Source organism: Streptomyces sp. BK340, assembly GCF_007827595.1.
Classification (GTDB): Bacteria; Actinomycetota; Actinomycetes; order Streptomycetales; family Streptomycetaceae; genus Streptomyces.
Genome location: NZ_VISR01000050.1, coordinates 1 through 15777 on the forward strand (window position 1 = coordinate 1; position 15777 = coordinate 15777).

General features: G+C 71.2%; 15 protein-coding genes and 1 pseudogene. 9 read left to right on the forward strand and 7 right to left on the reverse strand.

Annotated elements, in window-relative coordinates:
- Positions 1-152: 152 nt before the first annotated feature.
- Positions 153-323, forward strand: a pseudogene (tatA, locus tag FB157_RS45685) (Sec-independent protein translocase subunit TatA); the annotation flags it as partial.
- 29 nt (positions 324-352) lie between these two features.
- Here tatA and FB157_RS45690 read toward each other — a convergent pair.
- On the reverse strand, positions 353-592 hold the full coding sequence (locus FB157_RS45690; protein WP_186581991.1) for a hypothetical protein: 240 nt from the start codon (positions 590-592) through the stop codon (positions 353-355).
- Positions 593-813: 221 nt separating this feature from the next.
- Between FB157_RS45690 and FB157_RS45695 the strand changes: the two genes are divergently transcribed.
- Positions 814-1947 (forward strand): MFS transporter, encoded by a 1134-nt coding sequence (locus tag FB157_RS45695; protein WP_145887619.1) that lies wholly within the window; start codon positions 814-816, stop codon positions 1945-1947.
- Between the two features lie 10 nt (positions 1948-1957).
- Here FB157_RS45695 and FB157_RS45700 read toward each other — a convergent pair whose 3' ends face one another.
- Entirely contained in the window at positions 1958-3331 is a 1374-nt protein-coding gene (locus FB157_RS45700) for an ATP-binding protein (RefSeq protein ID WP_145887553.1), read from the reverse strand.
- Positions 3328-3999: a response regulator transcription factor gene (locus FB157_RS45705; protein WP_145887556.1), complete on the reverse strand. Its 672-nt coding sequence runs from the start codon at positions 3997-3999 to the stop codon at positions 3328-3330. Before FB157_RS45705 ends, FB157_RS45700 begins: the two co-directional genes overlap by 4 nt.
- 153 nt (positions 4000-4152) lie before the next feature.
- On the opposite strand from FB157_RS45705, the gene FB157_RS45710 reads away from it, so the two are divergent.
- From FB157_RS45710 to FB157_RS45720, 3 genes are read left to right on the forward strand one after another with little or no spacing between them, the layout of a single operon-like run.
- The gene (locus FB157_RS45710) at positions 4153-4806 is read left to right on the forward strand and encodes a DUF4956 domain-containing protein (RefSeq protein ID WP_261387014.1); all 654 of its coding nucleotides are present in this window, start codon (positions 4153-4155) and stop codon (positions 4804-4806) included.
- Complete coding sequence (locus FB157_RS45715; protein ID WP_145887558.1) at positions 4803-5621, forward strand: polyphosphate polymerase domain-containing protein; 819 nt, start codon at positions 4803-4805, stop codon at positions 5619-5621. The genes FB157_RS45710 and FB157_RS45715 overlap by 4 nt, the downstream gene beginning before the upstream one ends.
- Positions 5618-6469 carry a phosphatase PAP2 family protein gene (locus tag FB157_RS45720; protein WP_145887560.1) on the forward strand — a complete coding sequence of 284 codons (852 nt, stop codon included), beginning with the start codon at positions 5618-5620 and terminating at the stop codon, positions 6467-6469. Before FB157_RS45715 ends, FB157_RS45720 begins: the two co-directional genes overlap by 4 nt.
- A gap of 24 nt (positions 6470-6493) precedes the next feature.
- Here FB157_RS45720 and FB157_RS45725 read toward each other — a convergent pair whose 3' ends face one another.
- Complete coding sequence (locus FB157_RS45725; RefSeq protein WP_145887561.1) at positions 6494-6757, reverse strand: SHOCT domain-containing protein; 264 nt, start codon at positions 6755-6757, stop codon at positions 6494-6496.
- 456 nt (positions 6758-7213) lie between these two features.
- On the opposite strand from FB157_RS45725, the gene FB157_RS45730 reads away from it, so the two are divergent.
- Positions 7214-8677, forward strand: coding sequence for a membrane-associated oxidoreductase (locus tag FB157_RS45730; protein ID WP_145887623.1), 1464 nt, complete (start codon positions 7214-7216; stop codon positions 8675-8677).
- Between the two features lie 154 nt (positions 8678-8831).
- Positions 8832-9893 carry a zinc-dependent alcohol dehydrogenase family protein gene (locus FB157_RS45735; RefSeq protein ID WP_261387015.1) on the forward strand — a complete coding sequence of 354 codons (1062 nt, stop codon included), beginning with the start codon at positions 8832-8834 and terminating at the stop codon, positions 9891-9893.
- 34 nt (positions 9894-9927) lie between these two features.
- Here the strand turns inward: FB157_RS45735 and FB157_RS45740 are convergent, their stop codons facing one another.
- The gene (locus tag FB157_RS45740; protein ID WP_186581993.1) at positions 9928-11052 is read right to left on the reverse strand and encodes a glycoside hydrolase family 3 protein; all 1125 of its coding nucleotides are present in this window, start codon (positions 11050-11052) and stop codon (positions 9928-9930) included.
- A gap of 441 nt (positions 11053-11493) precedes the next feature.
- Between FB157_RS45740 and FB157_RS45745 the strand changes: the two genes are divergently transcribed.
- Both FB157_RS45745 and FB157_RS47860 read left to right on the forward strand, forming a co-directional pair.
- On the forward strand, positions 11494-13002 hold the full coding sequence (locus FB157_RS45745; RefSeq protein ID WP_145887565.1) for an FAD-binding oxidoreductase: 1509 nt from the start codon (positions 11494-11496) through the stop codon (positions 13000-13002).
- A 220-nt stretch (positions 13003-13222) separates the two neighbouring features.
- A complete protein-coding gene (locus FB157_RS47860) occupies positions 13223-13393 on the forward strand; it encodes a hypothetical protein (RefSeq protein WP_186581994.1) in 171 nt (56 codons plus the stop codon).
- A 117-nt stretch (positions 13394-13510) separates the two neighbouring features.
- Here FB157_RS47860 and FB157_RS45750 read toward each other — a convergent pair whose 3' ends face one another.
- Both FB157_RS45750 and FB157_RS45755 read right to left on the reverse strand, forming a co-directional pair.
- Entirely contained in the window at positions 13511-15349 is a 1839-nt protein-coding gene (locus tag FB157_RS45750) for a serine/threonine-protein kinase (protein ID WP_145887567.1), read from the reverse strand.
- A 172-nt stretch (positions 15350-15521) separates the two neighbouring features.
- A complete protein-coding gene (locus FB157_RS45755) occupies positions 15522-15731 on the reverse strand; it encodes a hypothetical protein (RefSeq protein WP_145887569.1) in 210 nt (69 codons plus the stop codon).
- Between the last annotated feature and the right edge of the window lie 46 nt (positions 15732-15777).

A 15777-nucleotide genomic window follows, 5' to 3' on the forward strand; every position in this document is an offset into this window, starting at 1 on the left:
TCAGCCCCTACAAGACCGTCGAACTGGGCGGCGTCCCCATGACACCGGCCCAGGCGTACACGGCGGCACGCACCAAGCCCGACTCCGACGAATGATCACCGCCGGGTTGTACAGTTGCGCAAGGCAGCAATCATCAAGAAGGGGTGGGCGGCATGCTCCGTAACGGGCTGGAACCCTGGCACCTGCTGATCGTGGCGATCGTCATCATCGTGCTGTTCGGCTCGAAGAAGCTGCCGGAGGCCGCTCGCGGGCTCGGCAAGTCGATGCGCATCCTCAAGAGCGAGGCCAAGGCCATGAAGGACGACGACAGCGCCGGCGACACGGTGCGCTGAGGCCCGTTCGTCCGTGCCGGTCAGGGGCTGGCGACGTCGAAGCCGTACCGCAGCGGTTCGTCGTTCACGGTGTAGTCCCGGCGGTAGAGGTGCACCGCTTCCGCGCGCACGCCGGGCGGCGAGGCCTCGACCTGGCAGGGGTACGTCACCTGGATCACGCGCGGCCGGCCGGAGACCTTCATCCGCACTCCGTCCGCGGGCCCGCCCTCGAGCACCGCGGTCTCCCAGCCCGTCACCTCGGTCATCTCCACGGAGAACATTTTAGGCCTTGCGCAAGTAACCCTGGGTGTGCGATGGGTCTCGGCCCTCCTGCCCGGCAGGACTTGGCGGACATCCGCGAACGCAGGGCGAATCGCCGGGCACATCGGCCCGATGTGACGGCTGCTACATTCGGCGTCGTGTCGAACGAGGCGGCCTCCGCCGCTCCGCACCGGACACCGGACGCGGAGCGGTGACCACGCGGGCGGCCCCGGCCCGGCGGATGTGGCCGCTGTACGCGGCCGGGTTCACCACCGCCTTCGGCGCGCACGGCATCGCCGCCAGCCTCGGCGGTGCGTCCAAGGACGCGGTCACCTCCCTGCTGGTGCTGGGCGGGCTGCTCGCCCTCTACGACGGCGCCGAAGTGCTCCTCAAGCCGGTCTTCGGCACCCTCGCCGACCGCGTCGGCGCCCGCCCCGTGCTGCTCGGCGGGCTGATCGGGTTCGCCCTCGCGTCCGCGCTCTACGTCGTCGCGGACAGCCCCGGCTGGCTGTGGGCGGCCCGGCTCGGGCAGGGAGCCGCGGCCTCCGCCTTCTCGCCGTCCGCCTCCGCCCTGGTGGCCCGCCTCAACCCGGCCGCCGAGCGCGGCCGCGCCTTCGGCGGTTACGGCTTCTACAAGTCCATCGGCTACACCCTGGGCCCGCTGCTCGGCGGCGTCCTGGTGTGGGCCGGGGGCCTGCGGCTGCTGTTCGCCGTCCTGGCGGTGCTCGGCGCGGCGGTCGCCGTCTGGGCCGCGCTCGCCGTCCCCGTCGTACCCCCGCTGCCCAAGGCCCGGCAGACGGTGCTGGACCTGGCCCGGCGGCTCGCCGACCCGGCGTTCCTCGCCCCGACCGGCGCGCTCGCCGCGGCGACCGCCGCCCTCTCGGCCGGCGTGGGTTTCCTCCCCGTCTCCGGCCGCGCCGCCGGCCTGGGCACGGTGGCCACCGGGGCCGCGGTGTCGCTGCTCGCCGCCTGCGCCGCGGTGGTGCAGCCGCGCGCCGGGCGGGCCCTGGACGAAGGGCGCCTCACGACCCGGTCCGGACTCGCCGGGGGACTCGCGGTCACCGCGGCCGGCCTGGTCTCAGCGATGCTGCCGGGACTCACCGGCATCCTCGTGGGCGCCACCCTGATCGGCCTCGGCACGGGCCTGATCACCCCGCTGGGCTTCGCCGCGCTGGCCTCCTCGACGCCCGAGGAGCGGCTGGGCCAGACCATGGGCGCGGCGGAACTGGGCCGCGAACTCGGCGACGCGGGCGGGCCGTTGCTGGTGGCCGCGGTGGCCTCCGGTACCTCGCTGCCCTACGGCTTCGGCGCGCTGGGAACTCTCGTGGGGGCGGGAGCGGTGGTGGCGTTCGTCCGCCGTGACCGAGCGTTCTGAAGGGGGGCACTCAGCAGGGCAGGTCGAGCGTCACCGTCGCCCCGCCCTCCGAGTTCTCCGCGCGCGCCGTGCCCCCGTGCGCCGCGGCCACCGCCCGCACGAAGGCGAGCCCCAGGCCGGATCCCTCGCTGGTGCGGCTCGCCTCGGCACGGGCGAAGCGGTCGAAGGCCCGGGGCAGGAACTCCGGCGGGAAGCCCGGACCCTCGTCCGTGACGGACAGCCGCAGCCTGCCTTCGTGGACGGCGGCGGTGAGGCGGACGGTCCCGTGTCCGTGGCGCAGGGCGTTGGCGAGGAGGTTGCCGATGGCGGGCACCAGCCAGCGGGCGTCGACGTCGACGGTGGTGTCCGCCGCGTCGCAGGTCAGGGCGCGCCCGGTCCGCTCGGCGGTGCGCAGATGCGGGGCCACGGCGGTCCCGGCCAGCTCGGTGAGCGGAACGGGCGCCCGGGTGATGTGGTCGGTGCCGCCGAGTTCCTCCAGGTCCAGCAGGGCGTTGGAGAGGTCGATCAGGCGCTGCACCTCGGCGTCCACGGAGCGCAGGGTCTCGGTGAGTTCCGCGGCCGGGCGTGGACGGTGCAGCGCCACGTCGACCTCGGCCCGCAGCAGGGCCAGCGGGGTGCGCAGCTCATGGCTGGCGTCCGCGACGAACCGGCGCTCGCGGACGGCGGACGCCTCCAGCCGGTCGAGCATGCGGTTGAGGGTGTGCCCGAGGCGGGTGATCTCGTCGTCGCGGTCGGCGGGCACGTCCAGGCGCAGGTTCTGCGCGCCGTCGGCGAGGGTGGCCGCCGCGGTGCGGTAGCGCTCGACGGGGCGCAGCGCGGCGCGGGCGGTGCGGTAGCCGACGTACGAGGCGGCGATCAGGGTCAGTCCGGAGGCGAGGGCGAGCTGGGCGAGGAGTTCGCGCAGGGCCTCGTCGCGGTGGCCGCGCCGGACGGCGGCCACGACGATGCGCGTCTCCCCTCCGGCCCCGACCCGCTTGGCCTGCAGACGCAGCGTGTCCGGAGTGATCGGCAGCAGGGAGCCGATGTCACGTCGCACCGCGTGCCCGTGTGCCACCGAGTCGAGTTCGGCGGGTGTGAGCAGGGCCCGGCGGCCCGCACCGGCACTGGCGTCGAGGACCCGGCCGCGCCGGTCCAGGACCTGATGGAGGCTGCCGCTGGGGCCCGGCGGCGGTGCGGTGCCCGCGCGCACGGACCGGTCGAGGCTGCGCTGGTAGGCCGCCAGGTCGTCGTGCAGCTGCCGGTCGAGGGCGGTCTGGACCCGCCAGTAGACCAGCCCGGCCGCTCCGGTCAGGACCAGGGACATGGTGACCGCGACGGCCAGCACGAGACGTGTGACGACGGGCAGCCGCCCGAACCACGCGTGCAGCCTGCCCTGCGGTCTCACCGCGCGGTCTCCAGGCGGTAGCCGCGCCCGCGCAGGGTCGTGATCGTCGTACGGCCGAAGGCGCGGTCGACCTTCGAGCGCACCTTGGAGACGTGAACGTCGATGGCGTTGCTGCGCAGGTCGGTCTCGCCGTCCCAGACCTCGTCCAGCAGCTGCAGGCGGGACACCACCCGCCCGGCGTTCTCCATCAGCACCCGCAGGACGGCGAACTCGCGCCGGGACAGGTCGAGCTCGGTGTCCGAGCGCCAGGCCCGCTGCTGCTCCGGGTCGAGGACGAGGTCGCCGATCTGCAGCCGCCCGGAGCACTCGGGGCGGCGCCGGGAGATCGCGCGCAGCCGGGCCAGCAGTTCCTCCATGGCGAACGGCTTGACCATGTAGTCGTCGGCGCCGGCGTCCAGCCCGGCCACCCGCTCGCTGATCGCGCCGCGCGCGGTGAGCAGGATCACGGGCACGTCGATGCCCTCGCCGCGCAGCGTCCGGCAGACCTCGACCCCGTCCGTGCCCGGCAGCATCACGTCCAGGACGATCCCGTCCAGGCGGGGGTCACGGGCGGCGGCCAGGCCGGACGGACCGTCGTAGCGGCCCTCGGCGGTGTGCCCGGACTCGGTGAGGTAGCGGACGACGAGGTCGGTGAGGCGGGTCTCGTCGTCGACGACCAGGTAGTGCATGCCGGACAGGCTAACCGCCCGCTCCGCCGGATCCGGCCGCCCGGAAGGCTTCATGGTCTGTTCATGTGACATCCCTACCGTCCTTCAGGTCGCGGTGCTCCGCGGACCGCGACCGGTCCGCCGTCCGACGTGCCGGGACGGAAAGGGACAGCCATGGACGCACTGGTGCTCGCCGCCAAGGGCATCACCCACCACATCGCTCCCACCGACCTCATCACGCGCGGCGGCCTCGACATCATCGCCCTGCTGATCCTGGTCGGCTGGCTGTACCGGCGCCGCCCCAGCGCGCCCGCGATGCCGCTGGTCCTGGTCGCGCTGAACGTGGGTCTGTTCGCGGCGATGAGCGCGATCAGCGCGGGCAAGTTCCCGGCCGGGGTCGGCTTCGGCCTGTTCGGCATCCTCTCCCTGGTCCGTCTGCGCAGCGCCGCCTTCACCCTGCGCGACGTCGCCTACACCTTCGTCAGCCTGGTCATAGCCCTGTGCACCGGACTGCCGCAGCGCGACACCTGGCTGGTCGTCGCGGTGGACGTGGTGCTGCTGGTGGCGGTCCTGCTGGTGGACGACCCCCGCGCCTACGAGCCGCCGACCCGCACGGTGAAACTGACCCTGGACCGCGTCTACGACGACCCCTCCGTGATCACCGCCGACGTCGCGTCCCGCTTCGGCCGGGCACCGCTGTCCGTGGTCGTCGACGAGGTGGACTACGTCCGCGAGACCACCCGCGTCTCCGCCCGCTACCCCGCCGTACCGGGCGAGGCCGCCACCACCGAGGACGCCGGGCCGCGCGAGCAGGTGACCGTCTCATGACCCCGGCCTCTCCCCTCGCCGCCGGCCTCGGCCTGTCCGCACTGCGCGGCGCCACGCTCGCCGAGGTCGACGCGGCGGCTGCGCTCCAGCACCGCACCGACCGCAAGTACCTGCTCCCGCTCGACGGCGCACGCCTGCTCGTCGAGCGGCTCGCCGACAGCCACCACGTCCTCGACCTGGCCGGCCGCCGTACGACGAGCTACCTCAGCACCTACTTCGACACCGAGCGGCTCGGCGCCTGGCGGGCCCATGTGCAAGGCCGCCGCCGGCGCTGGAAGGTCCGCACCCGCCTGTACGCGGAGGACGGACTGTGCCGGGTGGAGGTGAAGACCAAGGACGGGCGAGGCGCCACGGTCAAACACGCCCTCAAGGCCCCGACCCACGCCTACGGCCGACTGGACGACTCCGCGGCCGAGTTCGTCGACGACGTACTGCGCCGCGCAGCCGTCCCCGTGACCACCGCGGCACTGACCCCCGCCGCGGAGATCCGCTACGTCCGCGCGGCCCTCGCCGACCTGCACCACGGAACGCGCATCACCTTCGACGGCAGCCTCACCTACCACCACGGGGACCGCACCGCCGGCCTCGACCCGGGACACGTCCTCGTCGAGACCAAGGGCGGCACCCGCCCCGCCCCCGCCGACCGGCTCCTGCTACGCCTGGGCGCCCGGCCCGTCTCCCTGAGCAAGTACATCGTCGGCCGGTCGCTGCTCACGCCCGGCCTGCCCGACAACGGCATACGCCGTCTCGCCCGCGCGCACTTCACCGTCGAGGCCCCTCCCGCACCGCTCCTCGAAAGGACCCCCGCCGCATGAAGGCCCTGCGCATCAAATGGCAGTACGCGGTCGTCGCGCTGCTCGCCGCGTCCGCCGCCGCTTTCGGCATGCTGCGACCGCAGCTGCTGCCCACGGCCTCCTCGGCGAAACAGAAGCTCTCGGCGACCGACCGCATCAAGCAGAACCCGCCGCCGGCCCTCTTCACGGACGCCGAGATCACCCCGATCGGCAAGCAGGCCGACGCCCAGCGCGCGAAGGCCGACGCCCTCTTCGCCCAGTGGAAGAAGGCGCACGGCACCACCCGCGACGACAAGGCGTTCGCCGCCTGGGCCGCCCGGCAGATCCCGGCACCGCCCAAGGCGAAGGACCGCACCGCCGAACTCCACCAGGTCCAGGCCCTCGCCAAGACCCGTACGGCGGCCGGGAAGAAGGCGGCCACCTGGCTGGAGCTCAACGGCAAGAAGGACGTCTGGAAGCTCTACCTCCACGACCAGCGCGAGCTGATCCCGGCCCGGCAGGGAACGACGGAGAAGGCCGAGCTCAAGGCGGCCCTGAAGCTGGCCAAGACCGTCAGCGACCAGCTCGCCGCCCGTGACAAGCAGCCGGCCCCGTTCGTCCTGGACCCGAGCCTGCGCCCGGAGAAGCACATCAAGCCCGGAGCCAGGGGCCCGTACTCCTACCCCTCCCGGCACGCCACCCGCGCCGCCGCGGCCGTCACCTTCCTCACCGCCCTCTCCCCGCACCGGGCCGAGGACTACCGGTGGATGCAGGACGAGGTCCTCTACTCCCGCCTCTACATGGCCGGCCACGTCTCCGGCGACCTCACCGCCGGAACCCTGCTCGGCGACCTGATCGGCGACTACGAACTCACGGTCAGCGGCCACTGACCCACGCCCACCGCCTCGCCGCACTCACTGGGGCTTCGGCCTGTGGGCGGCGAGGCGTTCGCGTGCCTCGGTGTAGGCGTCCGCGTCGATCTCACCCGAGGCGAAGCGCCGGTCGAGGATCTCCTCGGGCGTCTCCCGCGGCTGCCACCCCGGACCCGGCCCGCTGCCCCGCCCCGTGGAGTGCTGCGTGAGCCGGAACACCGCCCACACGACGAGACCGAGCAGCACGATCCACACGATGGGCATGAAGGCCATGAAGGCCCAGCCACCGCCATGCCAGTACCACACTGTGCCCACCTCCCGGGGAGGCTCTCTCCTCCCACTGTCCCTCGCCCCACCGCTCCCCGCAGCGGATCACCTGCCCCCGGCAGGTCTCCCCGCTCCCGGTGCTACCCGGGCCTTCCCGGCGCAGGTGGCGAAACCTTGGACATCTGCTGGGCGCGCGCTCTCCGTCCGCTGGGCGGGCTCTCGACAGCGTCTTCCCAAGGCCGTTCCCGTCCCCCGGTGGTCCGGCTCCCGGAACCCCGGATCCCCGACATCCCCCGACATCCGGAGACGAGTCCATCCGTACCCTGTCCCGCCGTGCCCTCCTCGCCGCTCCCGCCGACGTCCTGATGTTCGCCCTCGCCGCATGCGGCGGCGGTTCCGACTCCTGGACGCCGCCGTGCGACTGCGCCAGACGACAGGGAGGCCGGGACACAAGGGAGTTGACACTGTCAGGGCGTGACGCCAGAGTCCCGGCTGATGGACACGAACGATCTTTCGCCTGCCGAACTGAGAGTCTGGCGTGCCTTTTCCCGGGGCACGGCGGTGGACTTCCGCACGGCGGGGGACGAGGACCCGGCACAGGGGGAGGACTGGGGCCCTGAACGGACCGTCCGGGCAGCGGTGTTGCGCGCCCTTCTCCTGGGCGGACCGCAGGACGACGGGGAGATAGCCGCCCTCAGACTGGACGGCGCGCGCATCACCGGCGTGCTCGACCTGCAGTACGGCACGGTCGACCGGCTCGTACGGCTGCGCCACTGCTCCTTCGAGGACGTGCCCCAGTTGTACGCCTCCCGGCTCCGCGAACTGGACCTCACCGGCTCGGTGATGCCCGGCCTGGCCGCCGCCACCATGCGGGTGGAGGGCATCCTGCACCTGACGCGCTGCCGGTTCGGCGGGCCGGTTCGGCTCGGCGGGACGGAGATCGGCGGACCGCTCTTCCTGAGCGGTGCCGAGATCGTCCCGCCGGACACCGCGCGGCCCGCGCTCCGGCTCAGCCACGCGACCATCGGCGACGACCTCTGGGCTCCCGGACTTCGGACGCACGGGGAGGTGACGCTCAACAGCACCTCGATCGCCGGCTCGGCCAGCCTCGACGACGCACGGCTCAGCCATCCGGGCAACGTCGCCCTCGACGCTCAGACACTGCTCGTGGACGGCGACTTCCACATGCGGCACGTCCGCACGGAGGGCTGGATCGGCCTGCGCGGCGCCCGCATCACCGGGCGGCTCGACCTGTCGTACGCGTCCCTGTCCAATCCCGGCGACGCGGCCCTGCGCGCGAGCAGCTGCACCGTCGGGGAGCTCTGGCTGCGCAAGAGCCCGCCCATGGAGGGCGCGCTGAACCTGCGACGGGCCCAGATCGAGGTGCTGGTCCTGGACCCGGAGGCGGTACCGGCCGACGTGTTCCTCAGCGGCCTCGTCTACACCACCCTCACACCGCACGAGCCCGCCGAACGCCGCCTGCCGATGCTGGAGCGCGACGGCGAAGGCTACGTCCCGGACGCCTACGAACAGTTGACCGCCGCCTACCGCCGCTCAGGCGACGACCACGCAGCCCGCCTCGTCCAACTCGCCAAGCAGCGCCGCCTGCGCGGGACCCGGGCCTGGTACGGGCGCCTGTGGGGCTATGCCCAGGACGCCACGGTCGGCTACGGCTTCCGTCCGCTGCGCGCCTGCGCCTGGCTGCTGTCCCTGCTGGCCGTCGGCTCGATCGCGTACGCCCTGCACCACCCCCGCCCCCTCAAGGCGTCCGAGGCCCCGCACTTCAACCCGGTCTTCTACACCCTCGACCTGCTGCTCCCCGTGATCTCCTTCGGTCAGGAGGATGCCTTCGCGCCGGACGGCTGGTACCAGGCGCTGTCCTACGCCCTCATCATCACCGGCTGGATCCTTGCCACGACGGTCATCACCGGCGTGACCAGGAACGTCAGTCGCCAGTGACGCCAGCGCCGCACGAAGTCGGGCGACCGTCCGCTCGCTGCCCACGACATGACAGCGCTCGCGAAGGCGCGCAAGCTGGGAGGAGCGCGGGGCGGACGTTCCCGGCCGGAACGTCCGCCCCATTCGTCGGGTGCCGAGAGACGAAAGGTCACTCATGGCGCGATCCATGCGCGCGCTCGTGGCCGGACAGGTCGGCGAGCCGAACGATGTCCTGCGGCTGGAGTCCCGGCCCGTCCCCACGGCGGAGGCCGGCCAGGCGTTGATCCGTGTCAGGGCGACTCCGATTCACGCCAGCGATCTGCATGTGCTGCGTGGTCGCTACGGTTTCTCCCCCGAGTTCCCCACCGTCGGCGGGCACATGGAATGTGTCGGCCGTATCGAGGCCCTGGGTCCGGACACCGGGGGACTGAAGACCGGCGAGCGCGTGGTGGCCGTTGCCGTCCCGGCCGTACCCGGGCCGCGGGTGTCCGGCACCTGGCAGGAATACCTCGTGGCCGATGCCCACCGGCTGCTGCCGGTTCCGGACCGTCTGAGCGACTCCAGCGCCTCCCAGCTCGCTGTCAACCCGCTGACCGCGCTGCTCCTGGTGACCCGCGAACTCGACGTACAGCCGGGAGAGTGGCTGTTGCAGACGGCGGCGGGCTCCACCGTCGGCCGGCTCGTCATTCAGCTGGCCGGGCATCTGGGTATTCGCACGATCAATGTGGTCCGGCGGCGTGCTGCCGTCGAGGAGATCAAGGCGCTCGGTGGCGACGAGGTCATCTGCACCGAGGACGAGGACCTGGTGCGGCGCGTGAGGGAGATCGCGGGACCGGCCGGCGTGCGCAAGGCCGTCGACTGTGTCGCGGGCCATGTGGGCGCCCAGGTCTCCCAGGCGTTGGCTCCGGGAGGAGAGACCGTGGTCTACGGCGCTCTCTCCACCCATCGGCAGACCGACCCCGCGGCGCTGACGATTCCGCTGTCGGCGCGCTCGGTCATCTACGAGACCAAAGTGCTCCGTGGCTTCTGGCTGAACCGCTGGTTCGGCACCGCCTCACCCACGGATGCGCTGCGCGCGCTGTCCGAGGTCCGCGGCCTCGTCGCCGATGGAGTGCTGAGCATCCCCGAGGGCCGGCCTTTCCCGCTCGAACGCTTCGCCGAAGCCGTCGCGTTCGCCGAGGCGCCCGGCCATGGGGCCAAACCGCTCTTCGTCTTCGACGACGAGGCACCGCGGTAACCCTCGGGTCGCGGTAACCCTCGGGCCGCAGTTCTCAGGAGCAGAGATTCACGTGCCGTACGGCCAGGACGTGCCCCGCCGCGTCGATGAGCCGGCTGCGGGAGAGGTGTCCGCCGGCCACCGCGTTGGTGATCGCCGTCGCGATCGCGGACGTCTGGGAGCCGACATTGCTCCCCAGGTCGAACAGGACCATGTCGGCACCGGAGCGCAGGGCCTGGACGGCGGCTGCGGGGACGCTGTAGCCGGCGGCGGAGATCGCCTTGGCGCTGAGGGAGTCGGTGAGCACCAGCCCCTTGAAGCCCAGCTGGCCGCGGAGCACGGTGTTGATGTCGGTCGGTGACAGGCTCGCCGGATTGGTGCCCAGGCCCGGAACGATGTTGTTGGAGACCATGATGGCCGGGGCGCCGGCCTTGATGGCCGCGGTGAACGGTGGGACGGCCACCTTCTGCAGGGTGGACCAGGGCAGGGTGCGGGCGGGGCCGAAGTCGGAGTTGTAGCTGGAGCCGCCGAGGCCCGGGAAGTGCTTGACGACGGGGATCACCTGTCCGGCGCGCAGCCCGTTCATGTACGCGACGCCGTCCTCGGAGACCACCGAGGTGCTGCCGCTGAAGGACCGCCATCCGTCGGGGTTGGTCTTGCTGGGGGCCACGTTCCGGCCGTCGACGTCGACCACCGGCGCGAGGTCCATGTTCACCTGGGCGGCCGACATCTTGGCGGCGACCTTCGTGACGTTCTGCTGGATCTGGGCCGGGGTCCAGTGCGTGCCCATGTACGCGGGCCAGGGCAGGGATCCGACGAGGTTCGCCATGCGCTGGATGCCGCCGCCCTCCTCGTCGGTCATCACCAGCAGGCCCAGGTGGCCGGGTACGTGGGTCTTCAGGGCGGTCAGCCGGGAGCCGAGGTCGGACGGTGCCGTGCTGCCGAACAGGATCACACCGCCCGCACCGGCGCTCACCTCGGAAGTGGCGTCGGACACCGAGGTCTCCGACACCGGGACGGCGATGGTCAGCATGGCCAGCCGGCGGTTCGACCACCCGGCCAGCTTCGCGCTGTTCGTGCAGGCGGCGGCTGTGGCGCGGTCCGGGGCGGAGGACGTCGCTGCGGGGGTGTGCGTACTCCAGCCCGCCAGGAGCATCGCCGCCACGGCGGTGGCGCCCACTCGTCTTGTGTTCCTGGCCCCGCTGGGGAGCCGCGGCGGTGCTGTCGTGCTTCTGCGGTCACGGTACGACGGGAGTGTCATCACCTGGCCTCCTTCGGAAAGTCGCGACGGTGCCCGTCGCGCTGAGGGCCGTAGGAGCTGATGTGGGCTCTACGAAGCGTGAGATGCGCTCCAGCCTGCATTTGTTCGAGGCTCGGCGGTAGGCGTACTACCAGAATCTCGCGTCTCGGAGCCGGCCGAAAACGCAGCCGGCGTCAGCGGGCCCCCTCAACTGCGGCCGGACGGCCATTGAGGTGCGCTGGGCCGGCAGGTCGGCGCCTCGACCGTGGTCGCAAGCGTGTCGGGACGGTCCACCGTGGTTCGCCCTTGCTACTGTCCGCTTTGCCCAAATGATCAATAAAGACCGATTCGCGACCGTTAGTGGTCGAGAGGATACGGACCATGAACGACTTTTCCCGTCGGGGAGTGCTCAAGGCGACGGCGGTCGCCGGTGCCGGCGCGGTCGTCTCGTCGGGCGCCGCGGCCGCCGCAGCCCCTGGTGCGAGTGCCGTGACCGGGGCACCCGGCAGCGAGGTGTCCGGGACGCATTGCGGACCGGCCAAGCTGACCGGCCGGATCGTCCGCCCCGAGGACTCCGGCTACACGGACGCGCGCCTCGGCTGGGACCAGCTCTTCTCCCACTACCCGCTCGTCATCGTCTTCGCCCAGAACACCCAGGACGTGGTCAACGCCCTGACGTGGGCGCGGCAGAACGACGTAGCGGTGCGGATCCGGAGCGGCCGCCACGCCCTGGAGGGCTGGTCGAACGTCGACAGCGGCCTCGTGATCGACATCAGCGAACTGAAGTCCGTCCACATCGACAGCGCCTCCCGCATCGCGACGGTGGGTTCCGGACTCAACCAGCTGGAAGCGGTGACCACCCTCGCGAAGCACAACTTCGCGGTGACGACAGGGACCGAAGGCAGTGTGGGCCTCTCCGGCGCCACGCTCGGCGGCGGCTTCGGCTTCCTCACCCGCTGGCTCGGCATGGCCTGCGACAGCCTGATCGGCGCCGAGATCGTCGTCGCGGAGGGCGGCGAGTGCGCCAAGGTCATCAAGGCCGACCTGAACCACAACTCGGACCTGCTGTGGGCGCTGCGCGGAGCGGGCAACGGCAACTTCGGCATCGTCACCTCGCTCACCTACAAGCTGGCCCCGCTCAAGAGCGTCACGTATCTGCAGGCCACGTGGGACGGAACCGGCGACCTGCGCAGGCTCATCGAGGCCTACCAGCGCACCGCGCCGTACACCGACGCCCGCCTCGGCACCCAGCTCGAAGCCCACCGGAACCAGATCCTGCTGTTCGGGGTTCTCCCTGAAGGAACGCCCGCGGAGGCGAAGAAGCTGCTGGCCTCGATCCTGTCGATCGGCAGCCCCAAGGTCACGACGCAGGTGGGCAACTGGGGCGACGTGTACGCGGGATTCCAGATCCCGATCGAGCTCGAACCCGCGAACTGGAAGTTCTACTCACAGTTCAGCCGGAAGCCGTTCCCGACCAGGGCGATCGACATCGTCTCCGAGTTCGTCAAGGACGCCCCCACGGACGACAGCAACTTCTTCGTCCAGGCGTTCGGCGGGAACGTCAGGAAGAGCCCCCGCGGCGGCACCGCGTTCCCGCACCGCGACGCGCTCTTCTACGCCGAGCCCGGCGTCGGCTGGGGCAAGCGCAGTGACCAGCCGGGCATCTGCGACCCGCTCACCCCGCGGGCCCAGGCCTGGATCGCCGAGTTCAGCCAGGCACTGCGCCCCTATGTGAACGGCGCCTACGTCAACGTGCCGAACGTCAGCCTGCAGGACTGGGAGACCGCCTACTGGGGATCCAACTTCGACCGGCTGCGCAGGATCAAGGCGGAGTACGACCCGCACAACGTCTTCCAGTACGACCAGAGCATCCCGCCCGCGTCCCGCTGACCGAGCAGTGCCTGAGCCCCCTCCCGACGGGTGAGGGGGCTCAGCCGTGCCTGCCCGTTCTGCGCCTTTGGCGGTACTCCGCTGCTGCACGCACGACACACCGCGGACTGCGGACGGTCAAGGGCGAGAGCCACGCACGACGAGTTGTGCGATCTCGATCCGGACTGTCAGTGCAGCGCGACGTGCGGAGCGCCCGGGCTCCCGGCCGCACACCGTCGCCGTGCCTGCCACATCGAGGTCGCACCCGCGGCCGTTCCGGGAGTACGGCGTCGACGCGGTGGAGCAGTCCCGCCGGACCTTCGAAGCAGCCGCCCGACCGGCCGGCAGGCTCCAGGACGGCATACGGGAGCGCGCCGTCGCCCGCGGCCCCGGCCACAGCCCGCCCCGGTGACGGCCGCGCCGCCGCACACCCGGCAGCCCGGCGTCCAGCACACGCCGACCGGACCGCAGGCGGAGTCGCGTGAGCACGGGGCGGTCCAAACTTCTGGGCACTCTCGCGAGCCGTGCTTCAACGCGGTGTGAGTGTGCACGCGACGAACCGGAAACCTTGGTTCCAAACGTCCTCGCTTTCGCTCAAGTACTCCAGGTCGCGCGTGGGACTCGTGTAGGACCCGTACCGCTTGGTGCATAGATCCCTGAGCTCTCCGGAAAGGTACTTGGTCCCCTTGGGTGCCTCGACGTAACCCAGGACCTGATCCTCGTGTGGTTTCTTGCAGTCCACGAGGAAGAAGTTGAAAGAGCCGCCTCCCGCATTCGTGGTGTGGACACAGTCGCCGATCGAACCGCTCGTGACGAAATACTCGTCACCGTAATGCCGGTAATCACCCACTGGCCCTTGCAGCCCGACGGTTCTGCCGAAGATCAGACAAGCGGTGCTCCGCACGCCGTTGTCCCAGCCGGAATCGCTGGGCACCAGCGCGAACGTCTGGACGTCGGCCATCTTCCGTACCGTCTCCTGCAAGAGCCCCGTGCAGATCCCCGGCCCGTTGGCCCTCGCATCGGCCAAGGACGCCGATGCGTTCATTTCCAGGACCTGGCCGTCGGGGTCGTTCTTGCAGTTCACGACCGTCAGTGCGGGCAAGCCTTTGAACTTTCCCGCGGGCCAGGAGGCGGAGACGCAGTCACCCGATCGCAGTCCACGGGTCAGCCTCACCTTGTCCCCGTACGGAAGGACCGCGCCGGCCCTGGGGGCCTTGGCGCCCGAGCCGTGAAACAGTGTCGCCCCGGCCCATATACCGCCGCCTATGAGCAGCAGCACGGCTGTCATGAGCGCCAGGCTCCGGCCCGAGAGTGCGCTGGCCCTCCGCGGACGCTGCGGCTGAGGCAGAGGCAGAGGCCGCGGTGGAACCGCCGCAGCCGGGGTCCGTTCCTCCGCCGAAACTGCAGACGGCGGGTGCCACGAGGCAGAGGGCTCCTCGGGCAGAAGCGCGGTTTCCGCCAGCGAGGCAGCCGACGCCTGACCTCGGGGAGCCACCGGTGCGTCGGCAATCTCAGCGAGCGGGCCCTTCGCTTCGTCGGCCTCCATCCGCTGCGCCGGGTCCTTGGCCATCAGGCCGGCCAGAACCGGCTCCAGGGCCCCTGCCCGGGTCGGTGGTGGGGGATCCTCGAAGAGCAGCGCCGTCAGCGTCGAATACTCCGAGGTGCGGTCGAACGGCCCGGTCCCCTCCACCGCGTAGTACAGAGTGGCACCGAGCGAGAACAGGTCCGCAGCCGGGCTCGGCGGCACCCCGCGGGCGCGCTCCGGCGCCACAAAGCCCGGGGTTCCGATGAATCCGGACGTCTTGGTCACCCGTGACTCGCCGGAGTCCGGTTGCAGGGATATGCCGTAGTCGGCCAACAAAACCTGCCCACCGGCCACGGGGTGCGGGCTCTCCGGGTCCGCCGTGGTCAGCAGAATGTTGGCGGGCTTGACGTCCCGGTGCAGGATGCCGATCCGGTGCCCCGCCACCAACGCGTCGAGTACGGCGAGGCCGATACGTGCGGTCTCGGCAGGTGACAGCGGTCCGTGCTCACGCACCACCTCCTTCAGATCCCGGGCGCCAGGCACGTAACCCATCACGATCCAAGGCAGCCCGTTCTCCTCGACGACGTCGTGCACGGTGACCACATGCGGATGGTTGCGCAGCCGGGCGGCGTGCCGGGCCTCGCTCCGGGCTCTGGCGATACGAGCGCCCAACTCCGGGTCCGAAATGTCCTCGGGCACCGTGATCTCCTTGAGCGCGACATCGCACTCGAGCTTCTCGTCGTAGGCGTGCCACACCCTCCCCATACCGCCGGCCCCAAGCCTGCGAAGCAGTCGGTATCGCCCCACTATCAGACGTCCGGCACCCTGCTCGCCCCTGGTCATGGCAAGCCTCCACAACGTCCAAGCTCTCAAGGAAACCGTAAATTTAGGCGCAAAAAACCACAAACAGACCTGGTCAGCCGGGCCCAGCTCCCCCGACCGCCCCCGAGTTACGCCGCGTCGCGGGCTGACGACTCACAGCCGTTTCCGTCCGATCGGGTACGTGGGGGACACGCTAGTTGCGCGGCTTGGTGACCTGCTGCCAGCCGTCGACGGACCGTGTGAAGAAGAGGACGCGATAGACGTCGCGGGCCCACACCGTAGCCCCTTCCCCGTACTCAGTAAGCGCTTCGAACGCCTCTTCTTCCGAGTCGTAGCTGTACTTGCGTCCTTTTGTGTCCCGGATCATCCACTCTCTGCCCGGAACCCCTGCCAGTCCGGCCATGACGATCTTCCCTCCTCGGTGATGCGGGCGGTCGTAGCTTCAGGTT

Bases quoted from the DNA above. Each gene is read 5' to 3' on its own strand.
- FB157_RS45710 (WP_261387014.1), top strand. From the start codon at position 4,153: ATGGACGCACTGGTGCTCGCCGCCAAGGGCATCACCCACCACATCGCT.
- FB157_RS45755 (WP_145887569.1), bottom strand. From the start codon at position 15,731: ATGGCCGGACTGGCAGGGGTTCCGGGCAGAGAGTGGATGATCCGGGAC.
- FB157_RS45690 (WP_186581991.1), bottom strand. From the start codon at position 592: ATGTTCTCCGTGGAGATGACCGAGGTGACGGGCTGGGAGACCGCGGTG.
- FB157_RS45745 (WP_145887565.1), top strand. From the start codon at position 11,494: ATGAACGACTTTTCCCGTCGGGGAGTGCTCAAGGCGACGGCGGTCGCC.
- FB157_RS45730 (WP_145887623.1), top strand. From the start codon at position 7,214: ATGGACACGAACGATCTTTCGCCTGCCGAACTGAGAGTCTGGCGTGCC.
- FB157_RS45715 (WP_145887558.1), top strand. From the start codon at position 4,803: ATGACCCCGGCCTCTCCCCTCGCCGCCGGCCTCGGCCTGTCCGCACTG.
- FB157_RS45735 (WP_261387015.1), top strand. From the start codon at position 8,832: ATGGCGCGATCCATGCGCGCGCTCGTGGCCGGACAGGTCGGCGAGCCG.
- FB157_RS45750 (WP_145887567.1), bottom strand. From the start codon at position 15,349: ATGACCAGGGGCGAGCAGGGTGCCGGACGTCTGATAGTGGGGCGATAC.
- FB157_RS45720 (WP_145887560.1), top strand. From the start codon at position 5,618: ATGAAGGCCCTGCGCATCAAATGGCAGTACGCGGTCGTCGCGCTGCTC.
- FB157_RS45695 (WP_145887619.1), top strand. From the start codon at position 814: ATGTGGCCGCTGTACGCGGCCGGGTTCACCACCGCCTTCGGCGCGCAC.
- FB157_RS45705 (WP_145887556.1), bottom strand. From the start codon at position 3,999: ATGCACTACCTGGTCGTCGACGACGAGACCCGCCTCACCGACCTCGTC.